Genomic DNA, 18417 nt, shown 5'->3' with positions numbered 1-18417 from the left:
TCAGCCCGCCGCCTTCACCGGGGGTGCGACCGCAGCCATCGGGATGCTGTTGATCAGCTCGGGCTCGGCGGCGCTGCCGGTCCCCTTCAGCCTGGCCGTGAACATCGGCTGCAGCAGGGCGTGGTCCTCGGCGCGGATCTGCTCCTTGCCCTTGGGCCCGTCGAAGCTCCAGCCCTCCAGCGCCTTGACCATGCCGTCGGTGTCGGTCGCGCTGCCGGCTTCGATCGCGTGCACGATCATCTGTGCGGCGGTGAAGCCGTCGGGGCTGAACAGGTCGGGGGTGCCGCCATCGTGGTTGATGCCGTCGAGCATCGCCTTCTCCGCCGGGTTGTCGCCGCCGGCGCCCGGGAAGTAGTGCGCGAGGAAGGAGACCTTGGAGCCCGCCTTGCCGAAGGTCGGGTACGAGGCGGTGCCGGCCAGTCCGGTGACGACCTTGCTGGCGTCCAGTACACCCTGCTGGTCCAGGGCGGTCCACAGGGCGGGGGCGGTGGCGCCGGCCCACGCGACGAACACGAGGTCCGGCTTGGCGGCCCTGGTCTGGCGGGCGAAGGGTGTGAGATCGGTGGCGCTCGGCGGGGCCAGCACGGAGTCGACCTTCGCGCCCTTCTTGCCCAGCACGGCTTTCACCGCGGCCACGTTGGCCTGCCCGAACGCGGAGTTCTGGGCTAGCACGGTGACCTTCTTGCCCTTGGCGTCGCCAAGGAGCGTGCCGGCGGCGAGGATGTCCTGGTAGGACTGCCGTCCGGAGCGGAAGGTGTAGCCGTTGACGCCGGTGACCGCGTCGGTGGCGGCGGGGCCGGCGACGTACAGCACTCTGTTCTGTGCGGCCAGCGGTGCCATCTGCAGTGCCACACCGGAGTCCGTGGTGCCCAGGATGATCTTGTAACCCTTGCCGACGAGGGTCTTGGTCGCGGCGACGGCCTTCGCCGGGTCGCCGGCGTCGTCCTGCTCGGTGACCTCGATCGGGTGGCCGCCGGCCTTGTTCGTCCCATGCGTGGCGTAGGCCAGGCCCGCCTTGAAGCCCTCCTCGTACTGTTTGCCGTAGGCGGCGAGCAGCCCGCTGCGGGAGTAGACAAGGCCCACCTTCACGGGAGCGGAGGCCTTGCTGCCGGAGCCGGAGGACGCCGTGCCGGCGGTGCCCGCCGCGGAGCAGCCCGTGACCAGGGCCCCGATGGCGATCAGGGTGAGTGCGCGGACGGTTCTGCTTCTGACGGTGTCCGTGACGCTGGGACGCATGATGACCGGCTCCTGACGGTGTGTCGCCCGCCCGCCACCGCTGGAAGCCGCCTTCTGAATGAGAACGGCGCCCCGTACACGCGGTGGCGGAATCGCGGTAGTGGGTTGCCGGAACCATAGGAGCGCCACACCACGTATGACATGTGGTCAACCACCGTTCCTCGACGGCCAGTCATGGCACTGACACACATGGTCGATGACGATCGGCGTCGAAAGCGTGAGAACCGTCTGGCCTCCGCCTCGGCGAGCTAGGTCTCGGCCGATACACCCGACCGCGTCGGCAACTGGTGATAGCGGGCCGACGAGAGAGCGGCAGGGACAGGGAGAACCAGGGGGACAGGTCGTGGAGGACCTGTCTCGTCAAGGGCGAACTGACGGGCCGTCATGCATCAGCCCAAACCCTGTTCAGGCAAGACCGCCGTTGCTGAACAGGACCTGGCCGTTGACCCAGCGGGCCGGTCCCGCGAGGAAGGCAACCGCCTCGGCGATGTCCTCGGGACGCCCCAGACGTTCGAGTGGCACCGCCTTGGCGAGGTTGTCAGCGACCCCCTCCTTCTTGCCATCGAGAAACAGCGAGGTGGCCACGGGGCCGGGGGCGACGACGTTGACGGTGATGTCCTTGCCACGCAGTTCGCGAGCGAGGACCAGGGTGATGGCCTCGACGGCCGCCTTGCTCGCCGCGTACGCGCCATAGGCGGGGAACTGGGTGCGGGTCAGCGAGCTGGAGAAGTTGACGATCGCCCCGCCGGCACGGAGCCGTCGGGCTGCCTGCTGGTCGACGACGAACGTGCCGCGGATGTTCGTGCGATGGATCTGGTCGAGGTCACTCAGGTCCAGGGTCGCAATCTGGCCGGGCCGCATGATGCCGGCGGCGTGCACCGTGACGTCGATGCCGCCGAAGGTGGCTTCGACGGCGTCAAATGCGCCGGCCATCGCATACTCGTCGGCGACGTCGCCGCCAACGGCTATCGCCCGGCCGCCGCCCGAGGTTATCTCGTCGACCAAGCGGAAGGCCTGGTCCTTGTTGCTGACGTAGTGCACGGCGACAGCCATGCCGTCCTTGGCCAGCCTCCTGACGACCGCGCGGCCGATGCCGCCGGACCCGCCGGTCACCAGGCCGACCCGAGGGGAAGGATGTGGACTCATGATCTCTTTTCTCCCTCGACGCTGCATGAGTTCATTGAGTGGCGGTTTGAATATCGGATTCACCTGGATCACAGCAAAAAACGAATTCGGTGAAAGTAGCGCGCACTATCCGGTGAAACGCGTCCAGGCCTTCTTGCGTATATCGAAGACATACAGGTGGATGACAGCCCCCTCCTCCTCGATTTCATCGCTGCAGGCCGCATACCGACTCTGGCAGCAGAGGGCAATGAGCGCCAAATTGATGACTCCATCCGGACCACGCAAGGTGCGGCCGGTCGATACACATCCGGCCCCTCCAAGGGAACTGTGTGGGGCGTCCGGTGGCAGTGGAAACGTCAGCGACCGTAGCCCACGACGCTTCGGCCAACTGCCCGTTCAGCCGCTCCTTTGGAGTGAAAAGGAAGGAGAGGCGCGCGTGTCTGTGCGGGATGTGGATATTCCTCACCTGCGCCTGGGCGTTGACAGCAGCCGCACGGGCCATTGGTAGCCCTACCCACCGAGGAGAAACTCCGTCCGCTACTAGTCGAGAGTAAACGAACATGTCGAATGAACGTCATTGGTCGAGGCCGCAGTACCTTCATGAAGTCGTGACCAACCCCAACATCCACGTGCGAGGCACCCACAGCTACTACAGCCACGCCTGGTCCGGCGACTTCGAGCAGTCCGTGGTGCGCTACCTCCACGGAGACGAATACAGCCGAACGCGTTGGGAACCCGCCTGGCCCATTGACCAACTGCACATCGGGGACTACGTGTGCATCGGAGGCGAAGCCGTGCTCCTCATGGGCGGCAACCACATCCATCGCGCCGACTGGTTCAGTCTCTACCCCTTCCGTGACGTTCGTGCCAGGGCATACCAGGGAAGGGGTGACACGGTGGTCGAGGACGGCGTCTGGATCGGCATGCGGGCCATGATCATGCCTGGCGTGACACTCGGTGAGGGTGCCGTCATCGCTGCTCAAAGTGTGGTCACACATGATGTGCCGCCCTATACCGTGGTGGCCGGCTCTCCGGCCAAGGAAGTCCGTAAACGCTTCACCCCAGAGGTCATCGACAGGCTCTTGGCGCTGGCGATCTACCAGTGGAGCGAGGAGAAGTTCAACGCTCTGCGGCCGGTCATCTGCGGATCCAGCATCGACGCCCTTGAGGAGGCGTCGCAGGAATGGGACGCCTCGATTCCGACAACCGGCCGCCAAACGACAGGAGTCCTGACCCAGGGCTGACGCGGAAACCATCCGCTGACCGCTCAGCGGGCTTGAGCAGCCTTCAGCCTGGCTGCGCGGGCGGCTCCGGCGCGGTCAGCGAAGGTGCGGATCGGCGAGAGGGTCTTTTGCCGTCGGTCGGGATCCGGGATGCTCCTGTGGCATGAGTAGACCCGTGAGACGCACCACCCGTATGCGCCACTGGATCTGGCCCGCAATCGCCGCCGTGGCCGTGGCGACGTTCAGCTGGAGTTCGCCCGCGGGGGCGGACGGTGACCGGACCGGGCTGCCGGAGGCCATCGACACGATCCTCGGCGACTCCCGCATGGACGGCGGCACCGCGAGCGTCGTCGTCGCCGACGCGAAGACCGGCGCGGTCCTTTACCAGCATCTGCCGAGCGGGCGGCTCATGCCCGCCTCCAACACCAAGTTGCTCACCTCGGCCGCGGCCATGGCACTGCTCGGCCCCGACCACCGCTTCAGCACCGACGTCCTGTCGACCGGTGCACGGCACGGCTCCGTGCTCGACGGCGACCTGTATCTGCGCGGCACCGGCGATCCGACCCTGCTCGCCGAGGACTACGACCGGCTCGCCGCCGCCCTCGCCGACTCGGGGGTGCGGCGCGTCACCGGGCGCCTGGTCGCGGACGACACCCGCTTCGACGACCAACGGCTCGGCCGCTCCTGGGCATCCGACGATGAATCCTCGTACTACTCGGCGCAGACCTCCGCGCTGAGCGTCGCCCCCGACACCGACTACGACACCGGCACGGTCATCGTGCAGGCGGAGCCGGGGGACAAGCCCGGCGACCGGCCGCGCATCACCGTCACCCCGGCCAATCACTACGTCGACCTCGACGTGCGCGCGACCACCGTCGACCGGGGTGGCCCGAGCGACCTCACCGTCGAGCGGCAGCACGGCACCAACACCGTCACTGTCAGCGGCACCCTGCCTGTCGGCGGCGCCGGTGCCAAGGAGTGGGTCAGCGTCTGGGAGCCCACCGGCTACGCCGCGGACGTCTTCCGCGACGCGCTGGTCGCGCACGGCGTGCGCGTCACCGGGACGACCCGGCTCGGCGAGGCGACCCCGAAGGGCGCGCACCGGCTCGCCACGCACGGGTCCATGCCCCTCAAGGAGCTGCTGATCCCGTTCCTGAAGCTGTCCAACAACATGCACGCCGAGGCGCTGACCAAGGCGATCGGATACGAGGCCTCCGGGCGCGGCACCTGGGATGCCGGCCTCGCCGCCATCCGCGGCTACCTGAAGCGCGTCGGCGTGGACCCCGGCAAGCTGCGCCAGGTCGACGGTTCCGGGCTGTCCCGGATGGACAGCGTCCCAGCGGACCAGCTCGCCAAGCTGCTCCTGTCGGTGCGCACCGAGCCCTGGTACGCCGACTGGTACCGGGCCCTCCCGGTGGCCTGTGCCCCGGACCGCTTCGTCGGCGGTACGTTGCGCTCACGTCTGTGCGGCACACCGGCCGCGCTCAACGCGCGTGGCAAGACCGGGTCGTTGACGGGCGCGTCGGCCCTGTCGGGATACGTCACCGACGCGGGCGGGCGCGAACTCGTCTACAGCGTTGTCCTCAACAACTATCTCGTCGCCTCGGTCAAGAGCATCGAGGACGCCATCGTGGTCGCCCTCGCCTCGTCCGACGAGAACCGGGCGGTGACAGTGCGGCCGAAGGCCGACCGGAGCACGGAGGGCAACGGGGACCTGGAGTGCTCGTGGCGCAAGCAGGCGCAGTGCTGAGGACGCCGGAGACCGGTTTCAGCAGTGGCAGCGGGCTCCCGCGAAGCACACCAGGCGCGTCACGCGTTGGGCGTGGCTCTGTGTGACCGAGGCTGGACCGGAGCCGGTGCGGCGCGAGCATCAAGGTCTCGGCCTGTCCCTTGTCCGGTCCAGCGAAAAGAAGGCCACCTGTCAGGAGCGGTTTCGGCGCAATGTGGGGCAAGTTAATGCCATCAGCGGCTCGTTGAGCTCCTATGTGTGGCGGTGCACGGTTCTTCAACCCTTCTTCTTGATCGCCTCAGCGAACGCGGCCAGACGCTCGGCCAGACGCTCGATCTCAGCGGTGTCCCAGTCCTCCATGAGCTCGGCCACCGTGTCGGCGCGTGCCTTCCAGAGCCTGCGGACGGCGAGCTTTCCCGCCCGGCTGACGCTGACCAACTGGGCACAGGCGTCCGCCGGGTCGGGCTCACGGACGATGAAGCCTCGGGTTTCCAGTCGCTTGGCGGGCGGCGTGAGCGTGGACTTGTCGACCGCCATCAACTCCGCCAGGACCGACAGACGCACCGGTGCGTGCTGGGAGATCTGAGCGAGCAACGTGTAGTCACCCAAGGGCAGTTCGAGCGCGGAGGCCGCCATGATCCGGCGCCGCGCCGTGGTGGAGAACATCCAGTTCCCCACCACGGCAAGAGCCGCGGCCACCTCCTCCGACGCCTCACGCTGCCCGTCCGGGCCACCCTGGGGCTCGGATGACGTACGTCCCATCTCCGACACCACGACCGCCCTCGTAGCAAGTGGGTGGAGCCGAACCAGGCGTCATCCCGCTTGCGTTTCAACCCACCGACATCTTGCGCACGATCTTTACCACGCCTGCAACTGCTGTCATTCTGACCGGGTTTGACAACCGAAGGAGGCTCTTTGTCCCGCATATCGACTCTGACGGCAGCGCTCGCCAGCGCCCTCGCCCTCGTTTCCGGCGTCACCGTCACGGCGTCGGCTGCGCCGGCGGAACCCGCCGGAACAACGACCCCCGCAACCGCCTCGGCCACAGCCGATCAGCAGGTCGACCCGGTGGCCTGGAAGCCCTGCAACCCGGACCCGTCCAAGCCCGACCCGAAGATCTATGACTGCGCTGTCTACCCAGTACCCCTGGACTACGCGAACCCGTCCGGGGAGAAGATCGGCATCGCCATGATGCGGCGGCGGGCCGGCGACCCGGCCAAGCGCATCGGGTCGCTGTTCCTCAACCCCGGCGGCCCTGGCGGCAGTGGTTACCTGTGGGCCACCACGACCCGGTTCGAGCCCCGCGTCATGGAGCACTTCGACCTGATCGGCTTCGACCCCCGAGGCGTGGCCCGCAGCAACCCGCTGCAGTGCTTCAAGACCCAGGAGGACGCCGACGCGGTCTTCGACCGGATGACCGGCGTGCCCGTCACACCGGCGGAGGTGGACAGCACGCTCACAGCCACCAAGGACTACACCGACGCGTGCGCCCGTAACGCGGGTCCGCTCATCAAACACATGTCCACCATCAACGTGGTGCGCGACCTCGACCGGATGCGTCAGGCCGTCGGTGACGCACAGCTGAACTTCGCCGGTTTCTCCTACGGCACGTTGATCGGCGCCACCTACGCCAACATGTACCCGGACAAGGTGCGCGCCCTCGTCATCGACGGCAACGTCGACCCGAACCTGCGCCTGCACAACGGCCTGGAGTACGACCGGCAACGCGCCGCGGGCGGCTTCGAGCTCTCTCTGGACGAGTTCCTCAAGCGCTGCAAGGCCGCCGGTGCGCCGCGCTGCGCGTTCGCCGAGGGCGACACCCGCGCCAGATTCGACGCGATCCGCGACCACCTCCGCACCAGCCCGGTGACCCTGCCGAGCGGTTCGCAGGTCACTCTGAGCAGCTTCACCAGCCAGGTCGCCAGCGCCCTGTACGCGCAGGCTCAGCTGGCGCCGCTGGCCCGCTCGTTGCAGGCCCTGGACCAGGTGATCAACCCGCGGCCGGGCTTCGGCGCCGTGGCCGGGACGGTGCCCACGGACGAGGCTGACCGGCTGACCAAGGTCGCCCCGGCAGCACTTCGGGAGGCGCCCGCCGACTCCCCGTACACCTCGGACGACTCCTACTCCGGCGTCAACTGCCAGGACAAGCCATACCCGACGAACCCCAAGGTGTTCGCGAACCTGGCCCGCGCCTGGGAGATCGAAGCCCCCACCTTCGGCCGGTACCAGGCCTTCGACGCGCCCGCGTGCGCGACCTGGCCGTCGCCGGCACGTACTGCCGAGAAGTACTCCGGCCCGTGGAACAAGCGGACCGCCAACCCGGTCATGGTCATCGGTAACACCTTCGACCCGGCCACCCAGTACACGTTCGCCAAGAACATGCAGCGGGAGCTCGGCAACTCCGTGCTGGTCACGGTCGACATGATCGAGCACTGCGCGGTCGGCCGGAGCAAGGCCCTCAACGGGCTGGTGACCTCCTACCTGGTGGACCAGGCCGTTCCGAAGCCCGGCCAGGTACTCAAGCCGGACCTCGACCCGTTCCCGGCCCCGGCGGCCTGACAGGGTCAATCAACGGGAAGTGACACGCGGGCGCGGTGACGGTCGAACGGCCGGTCACCGCGCCCGGCTCACCGACGAGCACCAGTCGTGCCTGTCCGGCCGGTCGGCCGGGCACGCCCCTTGCACCCAGCGGTCCTCCTGCAGTGGGCTGTCCCCCATGAAGAAGAGAAGCTTTGCGGTACTGACCGCGGCTCTGGCCGTGGCACCCCTGCTGGCAGCGGGTGTGCCGGAGCAGCGTGCGGTGGCCGCCGACTCCGGTGCCGGCGGTTCCTCGTCCCCCACTGAGTCGACGCTCCTGCGCGGAGTGGACCTGGAGACGGTGACGATCCCCGAGTTACAGGCGCACATGAAGCGCGGGTCCCTGACCTCGTCGGAGCTGACGCTGTCGTACCTCCGGCGGATCAAGGCCATCGACCCGAAGATCCACGCGGTGCTGCGCACCAACCCGACAGCCCTACGCCAGGCGGCTGCCAGCGATGTCAGGCATCACCTCGGAAAGGTCCGCAGCCCGCTCGATGGCATCCCCGTCCTGCTGAAGGACAATGTGAACACCCACGACATGCCGACGACGGCCGGGTCGCTGGCGCTGGCCGGAAGCCCGCCTGACACGGACGCGGAGCTGGTCGGAAGGCTGCGCGCGGCAGGCGCGGTGATCCTCGGCAAGACCAACATGTCCGAATGGGCAAACTTCCGCGCGGAGAAGCCGACGTCGGGCTGGTCGGCGGTGGGCGGGCAGACAAGCAACCCGTACGTCCTGGATCGGAATCCGTGCGGATCTTCCTCCGGTTCGGCCGCCGCGCTCGCCGCGTCGTTGGCGCAGGTGGCGATCGGCACCGAGACGGACGGCTCCATCGTGTGTCCGGCTGGGATGAACGGGGTCGTCGGCCACAAGCCCAGCCTCGGACTGGTCAGCCAGTCCGGCGTGGTGCCGATCTCCGCCGAGCAGGACACGGCCGGCCCCATGGCACGCAACGTCATCGACACCGCGATCACCCTCTCGGTGCTCAGCGGTCACGACGCCGCGGGCGCCGACGATGCCTTCGGCCTCGCTGAGGCGGTCACGCGCCCCGGCAGCCTGCGCGGCAAGCGGATCGGCCTGTGGCGGCTGCCCTCGCTCGGCGTCGACGTGGACGCCCTGATGGCCCGGACCGCGGCACGGCTGCGTGCCGCCGGGGCCCAGATCGTCGAGGTGACACCGCCGTACCAGGACAGGCTCGCCGAACTCGAGTTCCCGGCCCTGCTGAGCGAGTTCCACCGGGACATCGACGTCTACCTGTCCTCCCGCAACGGGCCTCGCGACCTCGCCGAGCTGATCGAGTTCAACCGCACCCACCCGGCCGAACGGGCCTGCTTCGCCGGCCAGGAACTGTTCGAGCAGGCATTGGCCGCGCCGTCGACCACGGACCCGCGCTACCGGGCCATGCGCGCCGAGTTGAAAAACCTGTCCCGGCGGTCCATCGACGAGACCATGGCCGCCCATGACCTGGACGCCATCGCCTCCCCGACGAACCCGCCCGCCTGGACGACAGACTGTGCGCGGGGCGACAACGACGTGATCCCGTCCTCCACCCCGGCTGCCGTCGCCGGGTACCCCTCGCTGTCCGTGCCCGCCGGGTTCGTCGGCGAGTTGCCGGTCGGCCTGCTCCTGATGGCCGGCGACCACCAAGACGCCGAGCTGCTGTCGCTGGGGGCGGCGGTCGAGCAGCGGCTGGATGCCTGGCGTGCACCGCGGTACCTGCCCGCCACCAGCCGGTAGGGCGGCGCAAGCGTGGTCCACGGGTACCGGCACGTCGCCTGACCTGCTCGGATCAAGTATTCGGCAGCCGCAGGTCGCGCGCACGCACGAGCCTGGCCGTGCGAGCACGCTCCCAGGGGTGGTGCACCACCGCCGTCCAGCGGTGCACCACCCCCCGGGAGCGTGCCGTCTGCCGCGGCCCGTCAGGCCGGGTCCGTGACCTGGCGCCGGGTGGTCACTCACGCACCACTTCAAGGCGCTGCGCGAGGCCGGGGTCACGCGGCGGCGTCAGTACGGGCTCGAACGCCGCAGCCACGCACCCGTCGACGACCTCAACGCCCGATTCCCCGGTCTTCTCGACCTGGCAGCGGCCTGGACCCCGCAGGCCTGACGCCCGGCCGCCGACGCCTGGCGACAAGCGCACATCCCTTCTGCCGCCGACCGGAGTCCAGCCGACCAAAGCGAGACCATGGGACCTCGTTCGGAAGGTGGATGGCGTCCAAGACCAGGTCCGACGTGGTGAGGCTGACGTTGCCTGAGCCGCGGCCGCTACGACGACGCTTGCCGGCTCGCCGGATCGGCCGCCGGCAGTGGAAGCCGGCCAACCCGAGTACTGGGCGGGTGCTGCACACCCGGGCCTGGCTTTCAGATGTCCTCCAGGTTGTCACGGTTGGTCATGAAGTGCTTGCGGCCGCCCGCATACCACGACACCAGCGCGAACAGAGCGACCACGGCCACCGCGATCGGCGCATAGTTGAAGCTGTCGACGTTGACCGGCCGGGTCGGCGGCAGCACGAACAGCACACAGATGATTACCACCCACACGACCGCGACCCAGCCGACCAGGCTGCTCCACTTGCCCAGGTGCCACGGCCCCGGAACGAACTCGTCGCCGCGCAGACGACGCAGCAATACCGGCGTGACATAGGCGATGTAAAGGCCGATCACCGCGATCGAGGTCACCGCCAGGTATGCCGTGGTGTTGAACAGCGCGGGCAGCGTCAGGATCGCCGAGAGCGTCACGCAGAGCCAGATCGAGTTCGTGGGCGTCCCGGTACGCGGGTTGACCTTCGCCCAGATCCTCGACCCTGGAAGGGCGTTGTCGCGCGAGAACGCATAGCTCATCCGGGAGTTGGCGGTCACCGACGCCATACCGCAGAAGAACTGCGCGGCACACACAATGAACAGCAGGAACTTCGCGGTGCCCGGACTGTTCAGCGAGTCCAGGAAGACCTGCGCCGGCGGCAGCCCGGTACTCGAAGCAGCCAGCTTGTCCAGCCCCGCGGAACTCCTGTCCTGAATCGATGCGGTGATGGAGAAGAGCAGGATGAAACCGCCGATGACCGAGATCACCACGCTCATCACAATCCCGCGCGGCGCGCTGCGGGCCGCTCCCCTGGTCTCCTCCGCCACATGGGCCGACGCGTCGTACCCGGTGTAGGTGTACTGCGCCATCAGCAGACCCATGAGGAAGACGTAGAGGCCGGAGGTCCAGCCGGTGGCGTTGTGCCAGCCCGTCAGCGTCCACCCGGCGGACTGGTGGTGCTCGGGCAGCGCCCACAGCACGGCAACGATGACCAGGACACCCGCCACGTGCCACCAGGCAGAGACGTTCGACAGGAACGCGACGAGCTTCACGCCGAACGTGTTGAGAAGCGCGTGCACAAGAATGATCGCGAGGAACAGCAGGTAAGTACGACCGACAGTGACTTCGGTTCCCCAGACAAGGTTCATGAACGCCATCCAGGTCGTGGCGCACCCGAAATCGATCGCGGCAGTCACGCCGATCTCGCCCATGAAGTTGAACCAGCCCACGAACCAGGCCCAGGCACGCTTGTTCTTCCTGGCAAGCTCACCGGCCCAGAAGTAGAGACCACCCGCGGTGGGGTAGCGCGAACACACCTCGGCCATGGCCAGCGCCACACACGTCACGAAGACACCGACCACCGCCCAGCCGAGCACGATGGTCGACGGACCACCCGACTTCAGCGCGATCCCGTACGACGTGATGCAGCCCGCCAGGATCGAAATGATCGAGAACGACACGGCAAAATTCGAGAACGCGGTCATACCGCGATGAAGTTCCTGCTTGTAGCCCATCTCCGCGAGACGGGCAGCATCCGCGTCCAGCTCTACCTCTGGCTGGACTTCTTCGTGCGCAGCCATCCGCGACTCCTCATCGACGAGGGACGACGGCGAACAAAGTGGCGTACGCCATACCGGCTGTCAATGGCCTGATCTCAAACCTCTACGGCCGCGACACACCGGCTCGACCGGGCCAACGTTCGAGGCGTTCAAGGGTGCGCAGGACGGACGCGCGCACCCGCCTGGAGGGTGGCACGGACCGCGTACTCGACTGCCGGGCTGATCTGCTGTCCTGTCATCGACCGATGCACGATCAATTCCCTCGCACGCGCCCCTGAAATGAGTGCCGATGACCGAACCAACGCCTGGAGAAGTACAGTTATGAGCGGTACGACCTACCAGGTCGTCACACACGGCAAGTTCGCCGCGCTCACGGACGAACAGCGCGCGTCCCTGAATCGCCCAGGCGGGCGAACACGACCTGTTCAAGATCAAGGTCAGGCGGAAGGGCCGCTGCACCCCGGATGGGAATCGGCCCGTGCCGGGCGCACGGGCCGGCAGGCTTTGGAAAGGATGCGCTCCCCCTCATGACACCCGAACAGCTCGCCATCCAGCTCGCCGATCCGGTACTGCGCCGGGTGTTCTCGGCGGTTGCCCTGGGCGCGTCGACCTCCTCCGAGGTCCTCACCGTCTCGGGGCTCGGCGCACGGGACGCCGCCCCGGCCATCGGACGGCTCGTCCGCGCCGGACTGCTCGTCCAGGGGCGCGGCTCGGTGGCGCTGGACGACGACGCCCTCGCCGCCGCCGCAAATACCGCCGCCCGACGAGTGGCGGAAGAGACGGCGAACGACCAGCCCGACCCGCGGCTGCGCGGCCACATCCGCAGCGGCGTCCTGGTGAACCTGCCAGAGCAGGACCACGACGCCCGCCGCGCGATACTCGGGCACATCGCCGAGAGCACCTTCGCAGCCGGCGACGAGTACGACGAGCGGACGGTGACCGACCGCCTGCAACCGTGGTGCGAGGGCGGCACACTGGACGCCGTCTCACTGCGGCGCACCCTCATCGACGACGGACTCCTGGCCCGTGAGTCCGGACGCTACCGGATCGCCGCCCTGGTGAGCAGTGCCGACTGAAGACCGGCGGAAGGCCCCGCATCCGGGGCGGATTCCAGAAGACCACTGATGAAAATCTTGGTGTGATCCGGGCTGGCGCCATCAGGCGGTAGCCCGGATTTTCCATGAAGTGCGGTGACAGCCTCGACCAATCCGCGAGCTGCACTCACCACTGAATTCGTTCCACCATCGCAGAGCTCCCTGTGAATCACGGTACGACGTTCGGGCCACATGTCCGCTTGATTGCGATTCGGCCGCACGGCGGCGGTCGGAGTTCTCAGGAAGCTCCCAGAATCTCTCCGGGTGTGGTCAGGGAGGGCTGACAGCGTCGGTGCCGTACTGACGGCGTGCTCGTCAACCTTCCGACGAGCCTCGACCTGACTTGGATCCCCTGCTGTGGCCTCATTCCTTTCCAGGCTGGGCCGGTTCTCCTTCCGGAGGCGCTGGCTGGTCGTGTTGCTGTGGGTGGTACTGCTCCTGGGGACGGGGGTGCTCGCCGGGAGGGCTCCCGCCGCGCCCCCCAACGACTTCTCGATGCCTGGTACGGAGGCGCAGCAGGCGTACGACCTGCTGAACGAACGTTTCCCGGAACTGAAGGCCGACGGTGCGACGGCCCGAGTGGTGTTCCGCGCGGAAGACGGCAGGGTCACCGGCCCCGAGGCGAAGAAGGTGGGCGAAGCACTCCGCTACGACGACACCCACGATGCGCAACTCCTGCTGTCGGTGCGCACCTGCATGGAACGCGACCGGCGCACCGACGCCGCCGCCGCGGCCCTGCACATCCACCCCAACACGCTCGCCTACCGGCTGCGCCGCTTCAGTACGCTCACCGGCCGCGACCTCACCAGCACCGGGGCCTTCACCGAGGTGTGGATGGCCATCCGCTCCGCCTCCGAACTTGGACTGTGGACTGCTGGACTGACCCGAGCAGCCGTCGGCCAGAAGCCGAGTGTGACCATGCGGCCGCCCTCGCCGTCGGCGATGATGCGGCCCACCTGGGTTCGGCCGCGAATGCGCGACACCTGAACATGCGAGCTCACCGGTCTCACACCCGTGGTCGTACCGGAGCGGGGAGAGCCGGGCGAGGAGTTCGTCGGTGATGGGAAGAACCTCGGCGGCGTAAGCCCTGACAGGGCGTCAGATGTCCGTCTGGTCGTAGCAATACGAGAACCGGGCCTCCTCGTTGGTCCCGACTGCGAGGTCGCGTGGAACAAACAGTTCACGGACCGATGACGCGAAGGGCCCCCGGCACACAGCGGGCGGTCAGTGGAAGCGGCCGCAGCGGTTCCCCGTCGGCGTACCCCCGGATGCCTTCTGCGGCGATCTCCACCGTTGCCGAGCGGTGAACGGTGACCTTGGGATGCCCGACATGGGTTCCGCGATACACGCGCGGGAACACCCGCACCAGCGTGGTACGTCTGAGATCGCCGACCACAGTGACATCGAACAGGCCGTCGGTGAGGTCGGCACCAGGGCAGATGCGCATGCCGCCGCCGTACGACGACCCGTTTCCGATGGCCACGAGGGTCGCTTCGACCTCGTGGACGACGCCGTCGTCGAGAACGATCCGGTAGGGGAAGGGCCGGAAGGTGGCAAGTTCGGCCACCATCGCGAGGTCGTACTTGAAGCGGCCGGTCGGCCATCGCATGCGGTTGCCCCGGTCATTGACACGGGAGTCGAAGCCGGAGGCGAGGACCGTGCCGAACCAGTGGCCTCCGACTTTTCCGAGGTCGATGTCGCGCACCCGGCCGGCCTTGAGAGCCGTGGCGATGAGGCGGCCCGCGGCGCCCGCGTCGCCTATGGGCTGGCCGAGGGCGCGGGCGAAGTCGTTACCGGTGCCGACGGCGACCAGGCCGAGTGGGGTGCGGGTACCCGCAACGGCCTGGATGGCAAGGTTGGCCGTGCCGTCGCCACCGACAGCGATCAGAGCGCCGGTGCCCTCGTCCACGGTGGTACGCGCAAGTGCGAGCGCCTCCTCGGCGTTCTCCCCGACGACTTTGCGGACGGCGAATCCGGCTTCCCGCAATGCGGAAGCCGCCAGCTGGGCCGCCTTGGAGCCGCGGCCCTGGCCTGCGGCGGGGTTGAGCAAGAGGGTGATCTTGTTGGTCACGAGAGCGACTCTACGAGCAGCTTGGTCATGTCTGGGTCACGCCGTCATAACCGTTGGCCCGCCCCCGCGGGCCCGTGGTCGCCACACGGCGGCCACCCGGATTCGGTGGCTCGATGACCTCGCATGTCGCCCGCCGAGTGGCTTCCAACGTGCTACGCCGGGTATGCGGTCTGCAGGATGCGATCGGCTGTGGACACCGAGTCGACCAGCGGATGCAGCGCCAGAGCCCGCAGCGCGGGAGCCCGTTCACCGCTCGCCGCCGCCTCGATCACGGCCCGCTCCACCGCCTTGACGCTCAGCATGAGCCCGAGCTGGTCGGGCGCCACGGCGCCGGTGGCGAGTGGGGTGGCACCGGCGGCGTCCACCAGGCAGGGCACCTCCACGACCGCCTCCGGGTCCAGGCCCGGGACTGCGGTGCGGTTGCGGACGTTGAGGATGAGCGTCGTGCGCTCGTTGCGGGCGATGGCCCGCATCAGGGCCAGCGCGACGCGGTCGTAGCCGCCCCCCTCGAGGTCGCAGGCGTCGCGCTGCCAGCCGCCCGTGCTCTCCCGGCTCTCGGCCATGTACGTCGCCTCGCGCTCCTGGCGCGTACGCTCCCACGCCTCCAGCGCACCGGCGGGCTCGGCGGCCGCCTGAGCGTAGAAAACATCCTGCTGGTCGCGCAGGAACTCCCCACGGGTGGCCGGCGCCTGACGCAGTGCGGCGACCGCCTCGCGGTTGAAGTAGTAGTAGTGCAGGTACTCGTTGGGCAGCGCGCCCAACGTCCGCAGCCAGTTGGCGCCGAAGAGCCTGCCCTCCTCGAAGGACTCCAGCGCGGCGGCGTCGGCGAGCAGTTCGGGCAGCCGGTCGTGACCGTCGACGGTGACCCGGCGCAGCCAGCCGAGGTGGTTGAGCCCGACGTAGTCGTAGCCCGCGCGGTCGGGGTCGGCGCCCACCGCGCGGGCGGCGCGCCGGCACAGCCCGACCGGCGAGTCGCAGATGCCGATGACGCGGTCGCCGAGGACGCGCTGCATGGCCTCGGTGACCATGCCCGCAGGGTTGGTGAAGTTGATGACCCAGGCGTGGGGCGCGACGGCCGCGACCCGCTCGGCGATCCGCACCGCCTCCGGCACGGTGCGCAGGCCGTAGAGCACGCCGCCCGCGCCGACGGTCTCCTGGCCGAGGACGCCCTCGCCCAGGGCGGCGCGCTCGTCGCGACTGCGGCCCTGCAGGCCTCCGACGCGGATCGCGGAGAAGACGAAGTCCGCGCCGCGTAGGGCGTCGTCGAGGTCCGTCGTGGTGCGTAGGGCCGGGCCGGGCGGGCGGCCCGTCCCCGGCCCGGTGAGCTGTGCGGCCTGCCCGGCCAGCACCGCCGCGATCGCGTCGAGGCGCCGCCGGTCGGTGTCGTACAGCACCAGCTCGGTGCACCGGCCCGCCGCGTCGCCGTCGTCCGTCAGCAGCGCGCGGTACACGAGCGGTACCCGGAACCCGCCGCCGCCCAGCAGAGTCAGCCTCATACGGTGATTACCTCCGTCCCGGCCTCGCGGAATGCCGCGAGCGTGACTGGGTCCGATGTGTCGTTGGTGATCAGGATGTCGATGTCCGGCGGCCCGCAGACAAGGGCGAGACCGGTCTCGCCGGGGAACTTGCCGACGCTCGCGAGCAGCACGACCTGCCGTGCGGCGGCGATCATGGCGCGCTTCACAGGCACCTCCACGTGCGTGTCGTCCAACACGCCACCGCTGGGCGACACGCCGCTCGCGCCGAGGAAGAGCCGGCCGACATACAGCTCACGCAGATTGGACTCGGTGAGGAAGCCCACCAGGGAGAGATAGTTACGGCGCACCTCCCCGCCGAGCAGGATCAGCCGCACCTCGGGGTCGTCGCGCAGCTCCTCGTACACCGCGAGGTTGCTGGTGACGACGGTGACGGGGCGGCCGCGCAGCAACTTGGCGAGCTGGTGCGTGGTGGTGCCGATGTCCAGCAGGAGTGTGTCGCCGTCCTTGACCAGCTCGGCCGCCCGTGCGGCTATCGCGGTCTTGGCCGGCAGGTCGTCCACGGCCACTTCGGCGAAGGGCCGCTCGTCGTCCGTGCGCGCGGCCACCGCCCCGCCGTAGACGCGGGTGAGTCGGCCGGCGTCGTCGAGCTCGGTCAGGTCACGGCGGGCCGTGGCCTCGCTCACACCGAGCTTCTTGGCGATCTCCCGGACCGGGAGCACGCCTTCCTCGCCCAGGATGGTCAGCAGCCTGCGGTGCCGCGCCTCTCGCAACATGCTTGCAATGTACTGCAGTTGAGCGACTGTGCACGAGTCTGATCAACCTCTTGCATGTACACGACTCTCGGTGCAAGGTGTCGGTCAACATGCAGCTCCGATCAGGAAGGGCGCGCCGGTGAGCACTCCTTCGACGGTCGCGAAGTCCTTCGACCCGCTGGCAGACGTACGCCTCCCCGGCGACCCCGAGTACGACGTGTACCTGACCGGGACCGTGTTCCTGGACATCATCTTCACGGGCCTGGACCACGCCCCCGTACGCGGCACCGAGAACTGGGCCCGCGGTATGGGGCTGAGCCCCGGCGGCATCGCGAACATGGCCACGGCCCTGGCCCGCCTCGGGCTGCGCACCACGCTCGCGTCCGCCTTCGGCACCGACCTGTACGGCGATTACTGCTGGGACAGCCTCTCCGGCAGCGAGGGGGTCGACCTCAGTCACTCGCGCCGGGTGGCCGGCTGGCACTCGCCGGTGACGGTATCGATGGCGTACGAGGGCGAGCGCACGATGGTGACGCACGAGCACCCCGCTCCCCCGCCGTGCCTCTGCGGCCCGCCGCGCACACGGGCCTGCGTGGCCACACTCGAGCCGGGTCGGCAGGACGACTGGCTGCGCGAGGCGGAACGGCAGGGCAGCAAGATCTTCGCCGATGTGGGCTGGGACGACAGCGGACGCTGGGACCCGGCGGCACTGCGTGATCTCGGTCACTGCCACGTCTTCCTGCCCAACGCCACCGAGGCCCAGAACTACACGCGTACCGACTCCCCGCAGGAGGCGGTGCGCGCGCTGGCCGAGCTGGTACCGATCGCGGTCGTGACCATGGGCCCCGAGGGCGCGGTCGCCATCGACTCGGTCACCGGCGAGACGGCGGAGGTGCCCGGGGTGCCGGTGCAGGCCATGGACCCGACGGGCGCGGGCGACGTCTTCGTCGCGGGCTTCATGACGGGGACGCTCGCCGGATGGCCGCTGGCCGACCGGCTCGCGTTCGCCAACCTGACCGCCGCCCTGTCCGTGGAGCACTTCGGCGGCTCGCTGGCCGCGCCGGGCTGGCCGGAGGTTGCCGCCTGGTGGCAGACGGTGCGCCGACTGCACGGCTCCGACGAACTGGCCCGGCGCTACGCCTTCCTGGACGAGTTCGTCCCCGCGGGACAGGTCCCAGGGCCGCGGCTGCGCGCGGTGCCGACCATCGGCTTCCGGGGCGACTGAGCGCGATGAGGCGTCCCCGGAGACGTCCAGTGAGATCCCGTTGAG

The 18417-nt window shown here is 68.8% G+C and carries 14 protein-coding genes and 1 pseudogene; 8 read left to right on the top strand and 7 right to left on the bottom strand.

The window, feature by feature from the left end:
- Together ACWDEX_RS07670 and ACWDEX_RS07665 are read right to left on the bottom strand one after the other, a co-directional pair.
- Complete coding sequence (locus ACWDEX_RS07670) at positions 1–1236, bottom strand: substrate-binding domain-containing protein (protein ID WP_450462330.1); 1236 nt, start codon at positions 1234–1236, stop codon at positions 1–3.
- Positions 1237–1641: 405 nt separating this feature from the next.
- Positions 1642–2382, bottom strand: a complete 741-nt coding sequence (locus tag ACWDEX_RS07665; RefSeq protein WP_450462328.1) for an SDR family oxidoreductase — start codon at positions 2380–2382, stop codon at positions 1642–1644.
- A 587-nt stretch (positions 2383–2969) separates the two neighbouring features.
- Between ACWDEX_RS07665 and ACWDEX_RS07660 the strand changes: the two genes are divergently transcribed.
- Entirely contained in the window at positions 2970–3605 is a 636-nt protein-coding gene (locus ACWDEX_RS07660) for a CatB-related O-acetyltransferase (RefSeq protein WP_450462326.1), read from the top strand.
- A 142-nt stretch (positions 3606–3747) separates the two neighbouring features.
- Positions 3748–5334, top strand: a complete 1587-nt coding sequence (dacB, locus tag ACWDEX_RS07655) for a D-alanyl-D-alanine carboxypeptidase/D-alanyl-D-alanine endopeptidase (RefSeq protein WP_450462325.1) — start codon at positions 3748–3750, stop codon at positions 5332–5334.
- Positions 5335–5589: 255 nt separating this feature from the next.
- On the opposite strand, the gene ACWDEX_RS07650 is transcribed toward dacB, so the two are convergent.
- The gene (locus ACWDEX_RS07650) at positions 5590–6075 is read right to left on the bottom strand and encodes a MarR family winged helix-turn-helix transcriptional regulator (protein ID WP_450462324.1); all 486 of its coding nucleotides are present in this window, start codon (positions 6073–6075) and stop codon (positions 5590–5592) included.
- A 153-nt stretch (positions 6076–6228) separates the two neighbouring features.
- Between ACWDEX_RS07650 and ACWDEX_RS07645 the strand changes: the two genes are divergently transcribed.
- From ACWDEX_RS07645 to ACWDEX_RS07635, 3 genes and pseudogenes are all read left to right on the top strand, one after another.
- Positions 6229–7872: an alpha/beta hydrolase gene (locus tag ACWDEX_RS07645; protein ID WP_450462323.1), complete on the top strand. Its 1644-nt coding sequence runs from the start codon at positions 6229–6231 to the stop codon at positions 7870–7872.
- A gap of 157 nt (positions 7873–8029) precedes the next feature.
- Positions 8030–9628, top strand: a complete 1599-nt coding sequence (locus ACWDEX_RS07640) for an amidase (RefSeq protein WP_450462322.1) — start codon at positions 8030–8032, stop codon at positions 9626–9628.
- A 214-nt stretch (positions 9629–9842) separates the two neighbouring features.
- Positions 9843–9998 (top strand): annotated as a pseudogene (locus ACWDEX_RS07635) (ArsR family transcriptional regulator); the annotation flags it as partial.
- Positions 9999–10252: 254 nt separating this feature from the next.
- On the opposite strand, the gene ACWDEX_RS07630 reads toward ACWDEX_RS07635, so the two are convergent.
- On the bottom strand, positions 10253–11773 hold the full coding sequence (locus ACWDEX_RS07630; protein ID WP_450462320.1) for an amino acid permease: 1521 nt from the start codon (positions 11771–11773) through the stop codon (positions 10253–10255).
- A 506-nt stretch (positions 11774–12279) separates the two neighbouring features.
- On the opposite strand from ACWDEX_RS07630, the gene ACWDEX_RS07625 reads away from it, so the two are divergent.
- Together ACWDEX_RS07625 and ACWDEX_RS07620 are read left to right on the top strand one after the other, a co-directional pair.
- The gene (locus ACWDEX_RS07625; protein ID WP_450462318.1) at positions 12280–12828 is read left to right on the top strand and encodes a DUF2087 domain-containing protein; all 549 of its coding nucleotides are present in this window, start codon (positions 12280–12282) and stop codon (positions 12826–12828) included.
- Between the two features lie 375 nt (positions 12829–13203).
- On the top strand, positions 13204–13833 hold the full coding sequence (locus ACWDEX_RS07620; protein WP_450462317.1) for a helix-turn-helix domain-containing protein: 630 nt from the start codon (positions 13204–13206) through the stop codon (positions 13831–13833).
- A 193-nt stretch (positions 13834–14026) separates the two neighbouring features.
- Here the strand turns inward: ACWDEX_RS07620 and ACWDEX_RS07615 are convergent, their stop codons facing one another.
- The 3 genes from ACWDEX_RS07615 to ACWDEX_RS07605 all read right to left on the bottom strand — a co-directional run bounded on the left by ACWDEX_RS07615 (position 14027) and on the right by ACWDEX_RS07605 (position 17168).
- Entirely contained in the window at positions 14027–14917 is an 891-nt protein-coding gene (locus ACWDEX_RS07615) for a diacylglycerol kinase (RefSeq protein WP_450462316.1), read from the bottom strand.
- A 152-nt stretch (positions 14918–15069) separates the two neighbouring features.
- Complete coding sequence (locus tag ACWDEX_RS07610; protein WP_450462315.1) at positions 15070–16413, bottom strand: 6-phospho-beta-glucosidase; 1344 nt, start codon at positions 16411–16413, stop codon at positions 15070–15072.
- Positions 16410–17168 carry a DeoR/GlpR family DNA-binding transcription regulator gene (locus ACWDEX_RS07605; RefSeq protein ID WP_450462314.1) on the bottom strand — a complete coding sequence of 253 codons (759 nt, stop codon included), beginning with the start codon at positions 17166–17168 and terminating at the stop codon, positions 16410–16412. Before ACWDEX_RS07605 ends, ACWDEX_RS07610 begins: the two co-directional genes overlap by 4 nt.
- 118 nt (positions 17169–17286) lie before the next feature.
- On the opposite strand from ACWDEX_RS07605, the gene ACWDEX_RS07600 reads away from it, so the two are divergent.
- On the top strand, positions 17287–18372 hold the full coding sequence (locus ACWDEX_RS07600; RefSeq protein WP_450462312.1) for a carbohydrate kinase family protein: 1086 nt from the start codon (positions 17287–17289) through the stop codon (positions 18370–18372).
- The last annotated feature ends 45 nt before the right edge of the window (positions 18373–18417 follow it).

The organism is Streptomyces sp. NPDC001020 (assembly GCF_053599115.1).
The sequence above is the reverse complement of the archived record's forward strand: the minus strand, read 5'-3'. Positions and strand labels throughout refer to the sequence as shown.